15 protein-coding genes and 1 riboswitch are annotated in these 15,561 nt (G+C 45.5%); of the genes, 9 read left to right on the forward strand and 6 right to left on the reverse strand.

What is annotated here, in order from left to right; all coding sequences use genetic code 11:
• Positions 1 to 39 precede the first annotated feature (39 nt).
• Complete coding sequence (locus CPIN_RS29900; protein WP_044220016.1) at positions 40 to 939, reverse strand: AraC family transcriptional regulator; 900 nt, start codon at positions 937 to 939, stop codon at positions 40 to 42.
• 122 nt (positions 940 to 1,061) lie between these two features.
• On the opposite strand from CPIN_RS29900, the gene CPIN_RS29905 reads away from it, so the two are divergent.
• Positions 1,062 to 2,123: a flavin monoamine oxidase family protein gene (locus tag CPIN_RS29905; protein WP_012793624.1), complete on the forward strand. Its 1,062-nt coding sequence runs from the start codon at positions 1,062 to 1,064 to the stop codon at positions 2,121 to 2,123.
• A gap of 135 nt (positions 2,124 to 2,258) precedes the next feature.
• Here CPIN_RS29905 and CPIN_RS38805 read toward each other — a convergent pair whose 3' ends face one another.
• The 5 genes from CPIN_RS38805 to CPIN_RS29930 all read right to left on the reverse strand — a co-directional run bounded on the left by CPIN_RS38805 (position 2,259) and on the right by CPIN_RS29930 (position 5,033).
• A complete protein-coding gene (locus CPIN_RS38805) occupies positions 2,259 to 2,489 on the reverse strand; it encodes a hypothetical protein (RefSeq protein ID WP_148230673.1) in 231 nt (76 codons plus the stop codon).
• A 295-nt stretch (positions 2,490 to 2,784) separates the two neighbouring features.
• A complete protein-coding gene (msrB, locus tag CPIN_RS29915) occupies positions 2,785 to 3,300 on the reverse strand; it encodes a peptide-methionine (R)-S-oxide reductase MsrB (protein WP_012793626.1) in 516 nt (171 codons plus the stop codon).
• 22 nt (positions 3,301 to 3,322) lie between these two features.
• Entirely contained in the window at positions 3,323 to 4,009 is a 687-nt protein-coding gene (gene msrA / locus CPIN_RS29920; protein WP_012793627.1) for a peptide-methionine (S)-S-oxide reductase MsrA, read from the reverse strand.
• Positions 4,010 to 4,053: 44 nt separating this feature from the next.
• The gene (locus tag CPIN_RS29925; protein ID WP_012793628.1) at positions 4,054 to 4,500 is read right to left on the reverse strand and encodes a thioredoxin family protein; all 447 of its coding nucleotides are present in this window, start codon (positions 4,498 to 4,500) and stop codon (positions 4,054 to 4,056) included.
• A gap of 302 nt (positions 4,501 to 4,802) precedes the next feature.
• A complete protein-coding gene (locus CPIN_RS29930; RefSeq protein WP_012793629.1) occupies positions 4,803 to 5,033 on the reverse strand; it encodes a thioredoxin domain-containing protein in 231 nt (76 codons plus the stop codon).
• Between the two features lie 514 nt (positions 5,034 to 5,547).
• On the opposite strand from CPIN_RS29930, the gene pdxR reads away from it, so the two are divergent.
• From pdxR to CPIN_RS29970, 8 genes are all read left to right on the forward strand, one after another.
• Entirely contained in the window at positions 5,548 to 6,966 is a 1,419-nt protein-coding gene (pdxR, locus tag CPIN_RS29935) for a MocR-like pyridoxine biosynthesis transcription factor PdxR (protein ID WP_012793630.1), read from the forward strand.
• A 356-nt stretch (positions 6,967 to 7,322) separates the two neighbouring features.
• A complete protein-coding gene (locus tag CPIN_RS29940) occupies positions 7,323 to 8,081 on the forward strand; it encodes a hypothetical protein (protein WP_012793631.1) in 759 nt (252 codons plus the stop codon).
• A gap of 143 nt (positions 8,082 to 8,224) precedes the next feature.
• A riboswitch (cobalamin riboswitch) is annotated at positions 8,225 to 8,417 on the forward strand.
• A gap of 425 nt (positions 8,418 to 8,842) precedes the next feature.
• Positions 8,843 to 9,949, forward strand: a complete 1,107-nt coding sequence (locus tag CPIN_RS29945) for a DUF5074 domain-containing protein (RefSeq protein WP_187294708.1) — start codon at positions 8,843 to 8,845, stop codon at positions 9,947 to 9,949.
• A gap of 78 nt (positions 9,950 to 10,027) precedes the next feature.
• Complete coding sequence (locus tag CPIN_RS29950; RefSeq protein WP_012793633.1) at positions 10,028 to 11,200, forward strand: PKD domain-containing protein; 1,173 nt, start codon at positions 10,028 to 10,030, stop codon at positions 11,198 to 11,200.
• Between the two features lie 596 nt (positions 11,201 to 11,796).
• Positions 11,797 to 12,507, forward strand: a complete 711-nt coding sequence (locus tag CPIN_RS29955; protein ID WP_012793634.1) for a hypothetical protein — start codon at positions 11,797 to 11,799, stop codon at positions 12,505 to 12,507.
• A gap of 27 nt (positions 12,508 to 12,534) precedes the next feature.
• Positions 12,535 to 13,695 (forward strand): DUF3095 domain-containing protein, encoded by a 1,161-nt coding sequence (locus tag CPIN_RS29960; protein ID WP_012793635.1) that lies wholly within the window; start codon positions 12,535 to 12,537, stop codon positions 13,693 to 13,695.
• Positions 13,696 to 13,788: 93 nt separating this feature from the next.
• Complete coding sequence (locus CPIN_RS29965; protein ID WP_012793636.1) at positions 13,789 to 14,820, forward strand: sensor histidine kinase; 1,032 nt, start codon at positions 13,789 to 13,791, stop codon at positions 14,818 to 14,820.
• Complete coding sequence (locus CPIN_RS29970) at positions 14,795 to 15,556, forward strand: LytR/AlgR family response regulator transcription factor (RefSeq protein WP_012793637.1); 762 nt, start codon at positions 14,795 to 14,797, stop codon at positions 15,554 to 15,556. The genes CPIN_RS29965 and CPIN_RS29970 overlap by 26 nt, the downstream gene beginning before the upstream one ends.
• Positions 15,557 to 15,561: the final 5 nt, after the last annotated feature.

Consider the following 15,561-nt stretch of genomic DNA (forward strand, 5'->3'; position numbering starts at 1 on the left):
CCTTCTGAAAATGGACAGACGGGAAAACAAGTGGTAAATTCAGGAAACAGCCTTCCTGAACTCCGACGGAGAAATAATCGTATGTTTCTTAAAATACTTGACAAAATAAGAAGGATCATCAAAACCCAGTCTGTAACCAATCTGGTTGATATTAAGACTGGAATGAAGCAACAAACGTTTCGCCTCCAGGATAATCCGCTCCTGGATCATTAATGAGGGCGTTTTATTCAGCAGCTGACTGGTCAGGTCAGATAAAGTCCTGGAAGAGATATGCATCAGCCGGGCATACTCTGCCACCGATAGCCCCTTCATATAATTATCGTCAATAAAATTCACAAACTGCACCAGTTGCAACCTTTTCTCGTCTACCATAAACGGCGTCTTTCCTTCCGTCTGCTCAAAAGCATTCTTCCGGCGCTGTACCTGTACCAGGAACGCCTTCAGGTAGATCTTCAATAACTCTTCCCGGCCAAACTCCTCTCCATCTTCCAGCTCACGGCGGATCTGTTGTATATAGCTTTCCAATACGGTTTCAATGCCCTTGCCTATACAACAGGATGGCTGCCGATAAGGATTATTGAACAGACTGCATTTCAGAAAATAGGCCACCTCATTACTATCCTGCACTAGAAAAGATTCATTAAAATGGATCAGCATCCCCTTATAATCACTGCTACTGTCAAAATAATGGACCTGATTCATTGCAATGAAGAATATCGCATTATCAAACACCTCATATTCCTGGAAATCAACAAAGTGTTTGCCGTTACCAGACTGAAACCAGATAATCTGATAAAAACTGTGTATATGCGGTCTGGAGGCATTACCATGATGCTGCTGCAAATATTCTTGCAGATCATGAATGGCAAATTGCGGTTTTTGAGGTTGGTGCTGATGCAGATGATATTCACTGATAATATTTGCCTTCTCCTTAGCCATATGGTAGATATTCAATTCTAAATTACAAAGATCCCTCACCCTGACCATAATTTGCCGATAATTACCATGAATTCTCCGGTAAGTACAATACTAAACCAACTACGATTGTACATCTTTACAAGATGAAAACGGATAAAAGGATTGTCATTATCGGAGCCGGACTCAGTGGTCTTACCCTGGCCTATACATTAAAGAAGAAAGGAATTAACGCAACCATACTGGAAGCTGCTGACAGACCCGGAGGCAGGATCCATACGCAGATAGGCGTAGCAGGCACTCCACTGGAGCTGGGCGCCACCTGGTTCTCCGACCAGCATCCACAAATGATAGCACTATTACAGGAACTGCATCTGCAAAAGTTCCCGCAATTCTCCGAAGGTATTTCCCTGTTTCTAACCAAATCATTTGAACCACCGCAACAGTTCTTTATACCAGCAGGCGAAGCGCCTTCTTACAGAATAACCGGAGGAACGGAACAACTCATAAAAACATTACAGACCCAAATACCGGCAGATCGGCTGTTATTAAATACAAAGGTCACGGCAATAAAAGAAAGGCCGGAAAACCTGCTCATAATAACAGAAAATGGGAATGAATTCGAGGCTGATATTGTGATAAGTTGTATGCCCCCTAAGACGGCGGTATCATTGATAGAATTCTCTCCTGCGCTGCCAGAAGATGTCCGATCGATACTACATCGTGTACAAACCTGGATGGCCGGCGCTATAAAATTCGTCCTGGAATTCGAATCTCCATTCTGGCGGAAAAAAGGCTTTTCCGGCATGTTGTTCAGCCATACCGGCATCATCTCCGAAATGTATGATCATACAAATGCAACAGAAAACAGATTTGGATTTACAGGTTTCCTGAACGGCGCTACCGCTGTTTATAGCCAGGAAGAAAGAAAAGTATATGTAATAAAACAGCTGCAGGATCTCCTGGGAGAGGATGTCCTGCGTATGACGGCCTACTATGACAAAGTATGGGTGGATGAAGACCTGCTCTACAGCAATTCACCCGATTTCCGGCCACACCAGTACAACGGTCATCCGGTGCTACACGAAGCATATCTGAACAACAGGTTCTATTTCTGCGGCACAGAAACAGCCGCCTTACATCCTGGTTATATGGAAGGAGCCGTACTATCAGCGATAACAGTAGCAGAAAAGCTAAACATGCAATAAGGAACATAACTTCGACCTATTCCTGCTCATCCAGTTTTTCCCGGACAGTTTTATAAACAGCTTCCATCAGTTCATTCGCCGGCATACGTTTTGCATCACGCGATATTGATATTGTTGACCAGTCCCAATCCTATTTCAAGGTTCTTCGGAATAGGCAGGAAACATGCTCCAGAAACTGGAATGATAAAATACACAGGCATTTACATCCTGAGAAAGATATATTTTCTTGGGAAACCGGGTATTCGTCTCGTTCGTCTCCACTCTTGCCTCTTTTTCATCTTTGGAAACAGTAAAAACGAACTTTACCATGAAGAATACAACAGCACCGCCCAGCACGAGCAGACCAAGCCCCGCGATAATAGTCATAACGCCTGGTACCTTAGTTGCCAGCCAACACCCTATATAACAACACAATACAGCAAAAGCTACAGATGCAGCCAGTAAAATCAGGTAGGTTATCAGAAATAACACGATAGTGCTGATAACTTTAATCGCCTGTTTACGAAATCCGACAGAGGGTTGTAACTTCTCTGCATAAACATTCACAGGACCTGTGGGGATATAACAATTCCTTCATATGGTATAGTACGTCTTAGAACAATGGATTAGATATAACAAAAAAGCCGGCATTCACATGCCGGCCTTAACACAAATATTCACCTTACTTCACATCCGGATCAAAGTCCAATGATACGGAGTTCATACAAAACCTTTTATACGTGGGTGCGGGACCGTCATCAAAGATATGCCCCAGGTGAGAGTTACATCTGGCACACTCTACTTCGATACGATGCATACCATACGAGTTATCATCCTTATAGATCACGCTGTTCTCCCGCACTGGTTCAAAGAAACTCGGCCAGCCACAACTGCTTGCAAATTTCGCATCAGATCTGAACAGTTTATTACCGCACACCGCACAGTAGTAAGTACCTTTCGCTTCACTATCCCAGTATTCACCGGTAAAGGCGCGCTCAGTACCCTGCTCCCTGGATACGTTATAGAGATCCGAAGGCAGAATCTTCTTCCATTCTGCATTGCTTACATTCAGATGGCTCGTGTCAGTACGTGAGTAGTATGGGTTGTTTTCCTTGTTCATATCTTTCTTCTTTTGTGCATTCCCCTGACAGGCTGATAGCAGCAGGGAAACGAATACAATGATAAATCCTGCTTTCATGTTTATATGATTTAATCAAACATCATTCCTGTTTTAATTTTCCCTTGAAAGCCGCTCTAAACTTGTCTCTCTTAGGTTTGATCACGAACTGACAATACGGCGCCTTTGAATTGGATGCGTAATAGTTCTGGTGATAATCCTCCGCTTTGTAGAATTGCTTATATGGAGTCACTTCCGTTACGATCGGGTCATCATACGCCTTTTCATCATCCAGCCTTTTGATATAATACTGTGCCAGTTTGTGCTGTTCTTCATTATGATAGAAGATAGCTGAGCGGTACTGGGTACCTTCATCATTTCCCTGGCGGTTCAACGTAGTAGGATTATGCGCTACAAAGAAAGCCGCAAGTAATTCATCATAAGATATCTTCGATGGGTCGTAGACGATATTACATGCCTCCGCATGCCCTGTTGTACCCGTACATACCAGTTCATAACTCGGATTAGGCACTTTACCACCTGTAAAACCAGACTCCACACTAATGACACCTTCCAGCTGTTTAAACTGCTCTTCCACACACCAGAAGCAACCCGCCGCAAAGGTAGCGGTATCGGCCTTGTTACCCGTATGTTTTGCCTCCCCGGCCTTTTCCATTTCTTTAAAAGTCCCGCTTTTGCTGATATCCGGATGTGACTGCGCACATGCCATAAAAGGAGCAAAAAATAACAGGAAAAAATAACTACCCATCTGCCTGATCAATGTTTTCATCTTTTTAACTTTTTAAATCCAAAAATTTTCAGACCATCCGGTTTTTACTTTGCAGCCACTGGTCGTTGTACTGCACTTTCCTTACCCCAGCCCAGTAATCGATCTGCGTTCACATATCCGATCTGCCGGGATACAATCTTTCCCTCCGCATTCACTAGTAATAGAGTGGGATACGCCCTTACCTTCCATTGCTCTGCCAGGGTCTCCCCTTCTCCTTTTTCCGCATCTACACTATAACTGATAAAATGCTGATTAAAATAGGTAGCAACACCTTCATCCTTAAATGTAGTCGACTTCAGCAACCTGCAGGGACCACACCAGGTCGTATTGACATCTACAAATATGAGTTTACCGCTTTTAGCAGCCTGCGCAGTCACTTCCTTCCAGCTACCATTTGTGAAATTGATCTCCTGCGCAAACACTCCACTATTAAATACGAGAAACAGCACACTGGTGATCAAAATTTTACTGCTTAATCTAAATTTTAACATGATACTAACTTTTTAATGACTCCTGACAGACGCCGGCATATGCCCATCCTGATAAGAACACCGTTAGCCATTATCTCGCCGGATATTTACAACAAATATAATTGTACCTATCCGCAACGACCATGACAGATTTTCCCTTTTTAATGCCTGTTTTTCCCTTTTCTCCACCACTGCTTCCTTCAACCCGTCCAGCAATAACCGCGATGATTACCATCACATTCCTGTCAATCCAACCTGCCCCAACACGACAAAGCGGCCCCTCATCATGAAGGACCGCTCCGCCTGCAACACACAGATAATACTTACTTCAGATCATCTATAGATGCACCAAAGTTAATATGCAGCACATTCCCGTTCGCCAGCACCAATGCCGGTACAGATTTCACACCAGCCGCATCAGCATCCTTCACTTTTCCCTTCTCTGTACCCAGATGCACCACCTCTACCTGCTCAGCCAGTATTAATTGCAAAATATCCTGTTCAGCACTCACACAAACCGGACAACCCGCATGATAAAAAACTGCTTTTCCCATTTTACTTAATTTTAAAATTTAGATATGATGTTTAAATAATTCACCTTCATCATTCGCCTTATAATTCGCTCCCATAACTCTCCCCCTCCATTCGCTCCCATAACTCGCCCCGATAACTCACTGCCATAATTCGCTCCCTAAAATCGCTCCCATCATTCACTCCCATCATTCGCTCTCACACTCCCCCTCCCAATTACCCTCAACCACCCTACCGCCCACCTTAGGCGCTTTTGCTGCGGTTTCAGATGCCTACGCGGACCTTAGCCCGTCCCCTGCATCCAGCTACCCTCCCCCAAAGTCTCCACCGCACAGCCCAACTCCCACCGCCCAATCCTCTTAAAAACGGGCGTCAGTCCGCTAGGTATCTGAACCACAGCAAAAGCAGCCACCCCAAACTCCCTCCACCACCCTTAAAAACAACTATCAATCCACAGCAAAGACAAACTCTTCCACAAAACTACCGTACATTTGGCCCATCAATCTGATACAGTTTTCACAAAAACAACTAGTCCAGATGCTAAGACCCTGGCAATTAGAAATACAACTCGACACTACCGCCGACAAAGCAATCTACCTCCAGATCGCCGACGCGATTATCAAAGACATTCACTCCGGCCGACTAAAAGCCGGCGATGCCCTCCCCGGCAGCAGAAACCTCGCGCAACTACTACATGTCAACAGAAACACCGTAGTAGAAGCATTCAACGTACTGATCAATGAAGAATGGGTCGTATCCCGCGAACGCAAAGGCATCTTCGTATCTGCAGTACTCCCAGCCCTTATCCCGAAAAAAGACAGTAACCACCCGCCGGCAGAGAAATCAGCAAAAGCACAAGGTCATCATATCAATTTCGACGACGGCCATCCAGACAGTAAAATCGCACCTATCACCGAACTCGCCAGAGCCTACCGCCAGATCTTCAACCAGAAAGCCCGCTGGCAGATGATGGGTTATGGCGATGAATATGGCGATACCGACTTCCGGAAAGCTATTGTCCAGATGCTGAACCAACAGAGAGGACTAGACACCCATGAACACGCTATATGCATTACAAGGGGCAGTCAGATGGCCATGTACCTGGCCACCCAATGCCTGATAGAAAAAGGAGATTATGTAATGGTAGAAAATCCGGGCTATAAACCCGCCTGGCAAACAGTAGCAAACGCAGGAGCCAAACTCCTGCCTGTCAGCGTGGACAAAGACGGACTGATCATAGAGGAAGTGATCGCTCACCTGCAGGCCCGTAAAAAGATCAAAGCGATCTATACCACGCCGCACCGGCAATATCCCACGACCGTGACCCTCAGCCTGCAACGAAGACTGGAACTGGTGAAATTATCCAACGAATACGGATTCACTATCATTGAAGACGACTATGACAATGAATTCTGCTTCGGATACCGCCCTGTCCTCCCGATTTCCAGTTTCCCTGAACTGAAGAACTATATCTATATCGGCACCATGAGTAAAGTCGTAGCCCCTGCATTACGCATCGGCTATCTCGTCAGCAATAATCCGGAATTGATCGAAAAAGTAGGAACACTGCGAAAGATCATCGATGTACAGGGAGATACAATCATGGAACAGGCCGTACTGCAACTGATCAAAGACGGCACTATAAAAAGGCATATCAGAAAAGCCACCCATCACTACAAAGCCAAAAGAGACTTCACTGCAGCACTGCTGGAAAAACAAATAGGTGATAAAGTGAGTTATACACTTCCTGAAGGCGGACTTGCCTTCTGGCTGACCCCGGAAAAAGATATCAACTGGACTGAGGTATTGGACAAACTAAAAGTCAAAGGCGTCAGCATCATCCCTCCCGACACTTATAGCATCGATCAACCTGTCAACGGTCTCAGACTGAGCTATGGGTCACTTTCAGAAGAACAGTTGACCGAAGGGATCACCCTACTGGGTAAGTATCTCTGATGCTGCCAGATTGACCTGATTTACGCGTCATAGGGAGATCCAGTATAGATGCGTCGTATATACGCCGTATATAAAGCATGTATATATCGTATCAAGCCTATTTTTCAGAAAATGAGGGGCATTCAGGACAATCAAACCATAACATTATAATAGTCAACACAAAACACATACACTAGCTTATAACTACGGGCCAATTTACTTCCGGAATTCCGAAACTACGAGCACAAAACACTGTCAAAGTGACGTAGTTTTCCCGAATGAGAAATACCAGGGAAACACGCTATACGTTGCATAGAAGAATAATTTACCTTGCAGTGGAAAAGATCCATTTCTGTTAACTACCCACAAACGAACTTATGAAAAGAGTATTCATCGCCATCTTATTACTGGCCACCAGTTTTGTGGCAGTACAGGCACAGGAAACAACAGCTGAACATCAGAAAGTAATTGCCGAATTTATCAGCAACGTAAAACAACAAAACAAGGAAGCACTGGCTGCTAAAGTAGCATTCCCCCTAAGAAGAGATGCACCTATCCCACCGGTAAAAACAAAGGAAGAATTCCTGGAGAGATATAACGAGATCTTTGATGAATCACTCATAAAAGCAATCGTCAATTCCAAACCAGATAAAGACTGGATAGCAATGGGATGGCGTGGCATAATGCTTGAACACGGTAAAGTATGGCTGGATGATAATGGTAAACTGATTGCAGTGAATTATCAATCCACTATTGAAAAAAGAAAACAAGCCGCACTGATCTCCAGCGATAAAAAAGAACTGGACAAATCAGTCAGAAAATATAAACGACCGGTGTACCTGCTGGAAACACAAAAGTTCCGCATCAGGATCGATAATATGGGAAAAGACCAGTATCGCTATTCTTCCTGGAAATTACAAAGCAAGATGAATGAGACGCCTGACCTCGTAATAGATGGTGGCAAAGTTGTCTTTGAAGGTACAGGTGGTAATCATTACTACGAATTCGTCAACAATGGCTACACCTACGAATGCGTATTCACCGTATTAGGCGAAAAAGAGGCTCCGCCAGCCCTTGTAAAGATCACCAAAGACGGTAAAGAACTGCTGTCGCAAAATGCCACTATCATCAGATAGCAATCAGAACTTAAAAAATTATAAAAAAAACGTCCTGCCAACAGCGGACGCTTTTTTATTCATACCACAAAACGGAACGCACATTTATTGTGACTTCTCCCATCTCCTGTATGGCTATCACCTAATTCTTAATTCTTTTCCGTACTTTCGCTCCTGCAAATGGTTGCCCGCACTCCGGGCATTAAAAGGGAATCCGGTGCAAAACCGGAGCTATCCCCGTAGCTGTAACCTGAGTATCATTTCGGTTCTCTCTTTGCCACTGTCTCGCCTCAGGCGGACGGGAAGGCCACCGGAACATCAGGGAGCCAGAAGACCTGCCCCTTGCAACTTCATTCAAGCGCTTTCGGGTGAAAGGCGAAGAGTGTAGCCTGTAAAGGTTCTATATTCTTTTCTGGTGTTTATTTACCCCCTTTGCGCATACTGCATTAGCTGTCGTGTGTGTGATGTGATTGTTATATGTATGCTCCTGTGCCACTATCTGTAGCAAACAGGCATACATATACGCCATGTTACATGTACACCGCAATTGTTGCCGTGTGTAATGTGATTGTTGATTCGTACGCCCGCCTATGCTGCTAACAACAGCTGACAGGCATACGTATGACCATATCACATACATACCGTGTGTGTAAGAGATGATTGATACGTATTCCCACCTATGCCGTTATCAACAGTAGACAGGCATACGTATGACTACATTTCAAACTCGGTCGCATCATTGAATGAAGGGTATGGATGTGCTTAATCACTCAACCCTTTATATGAAAATCAAACATTACCTGCTCGTACTCGTAGCACTACTGCCTTTACTGCACGCATGCAGAAAAGATGAAACAGAACAACTGTCCCTGCCCGCTATCGCAGCTAACAATGCCATCGCTGCTACCGGTTTCGCGAACGGCTTCTTTATCGCCAATGAAGGCTGGTACGGACACGGTTCCGGTGACCTGCACTTCTACGACTACAGTGCCGATACCCTGCGACTCAACATTTACGCAGCCGCAAACCCCGGCAAAACATTAGGTGGCGCTACCAGTACTTTACAGTTCGCCACTACGTTCAGAAACAAAATGTACATCGTTGTCAAAGCTGGCGGTCCGCTGGTTGTAACAGACGCTAACACCATGGTGGAAACAGCCCGGCTGACGACTATGCCCGACAATGACGGACACGCCTTCCTCGGACTTGACAGTACCAAAGGCTTACTCACCACCAGCGGTGGCGTATATCCGATTGCCCTCCCCGGACTCACTGCCGGCGCCAAACTGCCTGGTATCAGCAGCTATAGCGGCGATATGATCAAAGCAGGCAATTATATCTTTGTACATGCACAAACAGAAGGTATCGTCGCCTACAACGCTTCCTCACTCACAGTAGCACGTTCCTTCGGTACGGCAAACCTTTGTTTTGCACTGGGTAAAGACGGCGCAGTATATGCCGCTAACACAGACTCCCTGATCCGTATCAACTCCACTACCCTGGCACGTAGCGCCGTTAAACTGCCATTCTCCACACCATCTCCATGGGGGGCATGGCGCCATTCCGCGATTACGTCTTCTACGACAGACAGCAGCATTTTTATCGTACGTAACAATGGCTTCATGGGTGGCACCACGCTCTATCGTTACGTTATCGGTAACACCGCTTCACTGTCTACACCGTTCATTACACTGCCATCCGGACAATACTTCTACGGCGCAGGTACTGCCTACGACAAGAGTAACAATACACTCGTCGTAACCACCGTCAATGGGCCATTTACCGGTAGCGTTAACACGGTCCTCCGCTACAACGCAAGCACTGGTGCACTGATTAACTCAAATGTCTTCAATGGCTGGTACTTCCCTGCCATGCCCGTATTTCATTAACTCATAAACCCTCCGTGTTTCTTCATCACCTGATAGAAGAGACACGGAGTCATTTACCATTTAACAAAAAAGATTATCATGCGAAAAATTCTACTCGCTGCAACAGCGATTACGCTTATCATCAGCAGTTGTTCGAAAGATGAAGATGTACAACAACCGCCTGCCGAAGCGCCTAAAATCACCATTACCACTCCCGACGGCGGTTTCGCGGTGGATAACAGGAAATGGTTCAAAGTAAACCCCGCCGTAGTAAGCGATTCCGTCTCTACCACCTACACCTGGGTATTGAATAATGATACCATCAGTACAGCAAAAAATCTGCTGTATGCATTCGGTGATGCAGGCACCTTTACGCTCACCTTTACCGCAAAAAATAACGCCGGCAGCACACAGCAACAGATTACTGTAAAAGTGACGGGAAAGACGTACACAGGCGCTGTAACGGTGTTTGATTACTTCCCCGCGCCAGGACAGTTCACCAACGGTCTGCCTCCCTGGGAAGAAGGTAACACAGATAAAGAAATGATCGCAAAAGCGCAGGAACAGCTGAATACAAATGGCATGATCTCCCTCGGTGGCTTCGGCGGTTATGTTGTACTCGGAACAGATCATACGATCATCAGCAAAAAAGAGGAATATGATTTCCTCCTGAAAAGTAATGCCTTTCCTAACTGGTCTGAAGCCGGTATCGTGATGGTGGCTATAGATGCCAATGGCAACGGACTACCCGATGATGAATGGTACGAGATCGCTGGCTCCGATTATAACAGCCCCGAGACGACACACGGCTATCAGATCACCTATTACAAACCGGACGAAAACAAAGAACAGAAACCCGATGGTATGTACATGCTCGATACTACCTATATCCGGTGGAAAGATAACCGGGGCAAATCAGGATTTCTCTCTAAAAACGTATTCAATACAGCCCCTTATTATCCGCAATGGAAAGGCGACAGCATTTCCTTCACCGGCACATTGCTCACCAGCAACAACATAGAAGACCAGTCAGGAAACGGTACTTACTTCGTTAGTAAACCCTTTGCCTGGGGCTATGCAGATAATGTAGGCGACGCCGAAGAAAATGCAGCTATCAAGATCAGTTGGGCGGTCGACAAAAACGGTAATACTGTAGACCTCCCAGGTGTTGACTTCATAAAAGTATATACCGGTATGCGCGCAGAAGCAGGCTGGTTAGGTGAGATATCCACAGAAGTAACAGGATTGCTGGACCTCCACATGAAAAAATAAAAACAAGACATACTTACCATGTCCTTATCTGACCCCGGGCCGTTCAATAAATGAACGGCTTTTTTTATCTTGATATCCTGTCCGGATGACACTTTTATAACACATTTTCAACATATGTACAAAACGCATTACTTTTCCAAAGAAGTTATTACATTTGTTACATAGTAATGTAGTGCCGCAACGCCAAAACTAACTATTCAGGCCCCAGGCTTTCGTCAAAAATCAACCAGTATTAGTATATCATGTGAAATGACCTTTCGCATCTTTCATCCTGAAACCAAGATTCCCTGTCAGCAACGATCCGACGAATCGGAAAAGACAGTCACCAAAGGTGAAATGAGCTTTCACTCCTTTCTTCGTAAAACGGAGAATCCCTGTCCATAACGACCAGACAAATCGCCAAAGACAGTCTATCAGGTGAAGTGATCTTTCACACGCATCTTCGTAAACGAAGATTTCCCGTCAGCAAAGACCAGGTAAATCAGAAAAGACACTATATGACTTAAATACATGCAACAGCTCCAGGCTTCATTCCCCGCTACACGCAGGGAAAAAGCTGACTTATCTTATACTTTTATAACCTCCAATTATCTCCCATGAAAAACAAGCACAGTCGAATCCCTGCAAGCGGGATCTTCGCGTTACTCATGTCCGCCGTATGCTGGTTCGCGACCATCCAGGTATGTTCCGCACAACAGATCGATCCGGCGCAAAGCATGAAAAAACACGTTCCTTATACACTTAAAATCAACAAAGGATCCTGGTGGGTAGGCGGTGGCCTCGGCCTGACCGGCTCCGTTGTGCCCATGGGACAGTACATCGGAACAGCAGCCCAGCTATCAGCCAGAGCTGGTTACCATTTTATCGATAAAATGTCTATCGGTTTCAGCGTAACAGGTGGTCTCAGCGTCGCCAGCAAGAAAAGCGCCGGCGTGTACAACAGGGGAGTCAACCTACTCGTTGGGCCTATAGCCCAATACATCATCCCGGTAACCAAATCCTTCTTCCTGCAACCGATTATCGGAGCAACCTGGGGTCCCATGAATATCAAATCCATGGTGTCTCCTGCCGGAGCAGAAGAAGCCTACGTCAAAGTAAAAGGACATGCCTTCTGCGAACTGGCTGGAATAGGCCCGTATTTTGAAGTAATACCAGGAATAGCGAGCTTTGGAGCACAGTTCCTTGTTTCATCTATTCAGCAGACCACCAACGTATATACCGACGGTGGTGATAAGGTGCCCGGTACCGAAATAAAAGACCGGAAAACCGGACCTGCCCTGATGATGGAATTCAGGTTGCACTTATAACAACAGAAAAAGCGGCAGTAATAGTTTATGACAGTCAACAGCGATCAGTTTTATTCCCGGTTACCGGTCAACCGTATTCCACTAAGCGAATTACTCACGGAAGACCACCTCTTCTACAAAATACCGGAAGACTGGTTCGTGATTGTCACCGACATCAAAGGATCCACTGCCGTGGTACAAAGCGGACAACACGAAACCGTCAACCTGGTTGCTACAGGAAGTATCGTTGCCGTACTGAACATCAGTTTTAAAGCCAATATTACCGTACCTTTTTTCTTCGGAGGTGATGGAGCGACCTTCATTATCCCTCCCTCAGTAAAAGATGCGGCCATCAAAGCCCTCCTGCTGTATAAAAAGAATACGCAGGAGAGCTTTGATATCAACCTCCGGATCGGCGTCGTAGCCGTAAATGATATTTATGCCGCCGGTCATACACTCAGGGTCAGTAAATTCAATAGCAGCGGTAACTTTCATATTCCGGTTGTCCTGGGCAACGGACTGAACTATGCCGAAAGACTGATCAAAGGAGAAGACTACCTCCTCCCCGGCGACCTCCTGGCAGATGATGAAGTTGACCTCAGTGGAATGCAATGCCGCTGGGATAAGATCAAACCACCGGAAAGCAATTATGAGGTCGTATCACTGATCGTAATGGCCACCAAACCCGAAGAACAGGCCAGCGCCTTCCGGCAGGTCATTACACATATCGACGCTATTTACGGCGCCCCTGAAAAAAGACAGCCAATCTCTATCCCGCAACTACGCCTGAAAACCACCTTCGCAGAGCTGGGTCTCGAACTACGCGCCCGATTCGGCCGCAAACGACTATTCAAACTGATCCAGTCATGGTTTACTACATTTTTAGGCTATATCTACTTCCGCACCAGGCAAGGTAAGTCCTACCTCACACGCCTCGTCGAAATGTCAGACACGCTGGTCATTGACGGCAAAATCAATACCGTGATCACCGGTACCGAAACCCAGCGCCTCCAGCTCGTAAAACACCTTAATCAACTGGAAGAAGCCGGCAGGATCTTTTATGCTTTCTACGTCAGCAAAGAGTCCGTCATGTCCTGTTATGTACGCGACTTCAAACAGGAACATATCCACTTCGTAGATGGCGCGGAAGGCGGCTACACAAAAGCGGCCGGTGTATTGAAGCTCAAAATTGTCCACCTCTCCCACTAATCCGCCCGGTTCACGACCGCAAATGCCTGACTAGCTGGAATTAGCCATATCTTTGGCTAAAGAGCATTATATTTCATAAGTCAATTATTTACAGTGACTAACAAGCGTTCATTTAAAGTGTCGCCGCTCATTATCTGGGTCAGTTCCATCTTTCTAGGAATACTGGCATCTGTACCCAAAATAGCGGAACACCATTTCAATACAAAAGAAGCCGTAGTCAATTCTGCGGTCACCGCCATCTTCGCATTGGTCGTATGGTATTACAATATCTATACACTACCTACCTATTCCAGAAAGGATATCTATAAAGGCATTTCCCTGACACGCCTCATGGGAAGCCTGGTCTTCGGTATGGCAGTCATGCTGCTGCTCGCATTTATCCAGCAATTGCTCATATCCACCCTCAGTTTCGGACCGGTGATGCTCATGATCGAAGTCAGAGGTATCCTGATCAACCTGATGTTCTATATGTTCCTCCACCTGCTCTACCAGAACTACCACAACCAACGGGTAAGCATAGAACTGGAACGCAGTAAATCCGATAACCTGGGCGCACAGTATGAACTCCTCAAACAGCAGATCAATCCTCACTTCCTGTTCAACAGTCTGAACACACTAAAAACAATGATCGAAGTGAACGATAAACAATCTGTTGACTTCGTATTGAAGCTCTCTGAATTCTACCGGTTCACACTGGAAAGTCGTAAACTGGACCTTATACAGCTTTCAGAAGAACTGGACATCATCTCTGCCTATATGTTCCTCCTGAAAGCCAGATTCGAAGATGGTATCCGCATGAGAAACGACATTCCTGCAAAATACCAGCACACCATGATCCCTCCGTTCACGTTACAGCTGCTCATAGAAAACTGTGTAAAGCACAACGTGGTATCACTGGAAGAACCACTGGAAATAAGACTGTATGTGGAAAAGGACTTTATCGTAATAGAAAACGATCTGCAGCCTAAAATGGACCCCGCAGAAACTTCCCTGCATGTAGGACTCAATAACGTCCATGAAAGGTATCATCACCTGCTGGACAAAGACATTGTTGTAGAAGAAACTGATAAAATTTTCAAGGTAAAACTACCAGTAATCTATGAATATACTGATCATCGAAGATGAGATCAAAGCAGCTACCTCGCTGGCTACACTGATCGGCAAAATAAAGCCGGAAGCCCGTATCGTAGCACAACTGCAAAGCGTAAAAAGCAGCGTCGCCTGGTTGTCAGAACATGAACAACCAGACCTGATCTTCATGGATATACAGCTGTCCGACGGACTAAGTTTCAACATCTTCAAAACAGCTAAAGTATCCGCACCCGTGGTATTCTGTACCGCATATGACGAATATACCCTGGAAGCATTCAAGGCAAACGGCGTTGACTATGTACTGAAACCTTTCTCTCAGCAGGACATTGAAAACGCCTTTAAAAAGGTAGACGAACTGAAGAACTTTTTTCAGCAGAATCCCCTCCCGCAGTTAAACGATCTGCTGGCGAAAGTCGCAGGTACCGCCGGTAAGAAAAACTTCCTGGTCTTTAAGCAGAACAAATACCTCAATATCGCAACCGATACAATCGCCTTTTTCTATATCAAACACGAAGCGACCATGATCAAAACCTTTGATCAGCAGGAATACAGCATAAACCAGTCGCTCGATCAGATCTATAGTCTGCTGGCGCCGGAACAGTTCTTCCGGCTGAACAGACAATACCTTGTCAATTTCCATGCAGTAAAAGAAGTAGAACACTACTTTGCGCGAAAACTGCTGGTTACCCTAAGCATTCCAACACCTGAGAAATTATTGGTCAATAAGGAAAAAGTACAGAACTTCCTGACCTGGATGGAGAACCGGTAAGTATT

This window comes from Chitinophaga pinensis DSM 2588 (genome assembly GCF_000024005.1).
GTDB classification, from domain to species: domain Bacteria; phylum Bacteroidota; class Bacteroidia; order Chitinophagales; family Chitinophagaceae; genus Chitinophaga; species Chitinophaga pinensis.

What these genes read in the sequence shown, in the direction of transcription:
- CPIN_RS29930 (WP_012793629.1), bottom strand. Translation starts at nt 5,033, where the DNA reads ATGGGAAAAGCAGTTTTTTATCATGCGGGTTGTCCGGTTTGTGTGAGT.
- CPIN_RS38805 (WP_148230673.1), bottom strand. Translation starts at nt 2,489, where the DNA reads ATGACTATTATCGCGGGGCTTGGTCTGCTCGTGCTGGGCGGTGCTGTT.
- CPIN_RS29950 (WP_012793633.1), top strand. Translation starts at nt 10,028, where the DNA reads ATGCGAAAAATTCTACTCGCTGCAACAGCGATTACGCTTATCATCAGC.
- msrB (WP_012793626.1), bottom strand. Translation starts at nt 3,300, where the DNA reads ATGAAAGCAGGATTTATCATTGTATTCGTTTCCCTGCTGCTATCAGCC.
- CPIN_RS29940 (WP_012793631.1), top strand. Translation starts at nt 7,323, where the DNA reads ATGAAAAGAGTATTCATCGCCATCTTATTACTGGCCACCAGTTTTGTG.
- CPIN_RS29905 (WP_012793624.1), top strand. Translation starts at nt 1,062, where the DNA reads ATGAAAACGGATAAAAGGATTGTCATTATCGGAGCCGGACTCAGTGGT.
- CPIN_RS29945 (WP_187294708.1), top strand. Translation starts at nt 8,843, where the DNA reads ATGAAAATCAAACATTACCTGCTCGTACTCGTAGCACTACTGCCTTTA.
- CPIN_RS29900 (WP_044220016.1), bottom strand. Translation starts at nt 939, where the DNA reads ATGGCTAAGGAGAAGGCAAATATTATCAGTGAATATCATCTGCATCAG.
- CPIN_RS29925 (WP_012793628.1), bottom strand. Translation starts at nt 4,500, where the DNA reads ATGTTAAAATTTAGATTAAGCAGTAAAATTTTGATCACCAGTGTGCTG.
- pdxR (WP_012793630.1), top strand. Translation starts at nt 5,548, where the DNA reads ATGCTAAGACCCTGGCAATTAGAAATACAACTCGACACTACCGCCGAC.
- msrA (WP_012793627.1), bottom strand. Translation starts at nt 4,009, where the DNA reads ATGAAAACATTGATCAGGCAGATGGGTAGTTATTTTTTCCTGTTATTT.
- CPIN_RS29970 (WP_012793637.1), top strand. Translation starts at nt 14,795, where the DNA reads ATGAATATACTGATCATCGAAGATGAGATCAAAGCAGCTACCTCGCTG.
- CPIN_RS29955 (WP_012793634.1), top strand. Translation starts at nt 11,797, where the DNA reads ATGAAAAACAAGCACAGTCGAATCCCTGCAAGCGGGATCTTCGCGTTA.
- CPIN_RS29960 (WP_012793635.1), top strand. Translation starts at nt 12,535, where the DNA reads ATGACAGTCAACAGCGATCAGTTTTATTCCCGGTTACCGGTCAACCGT.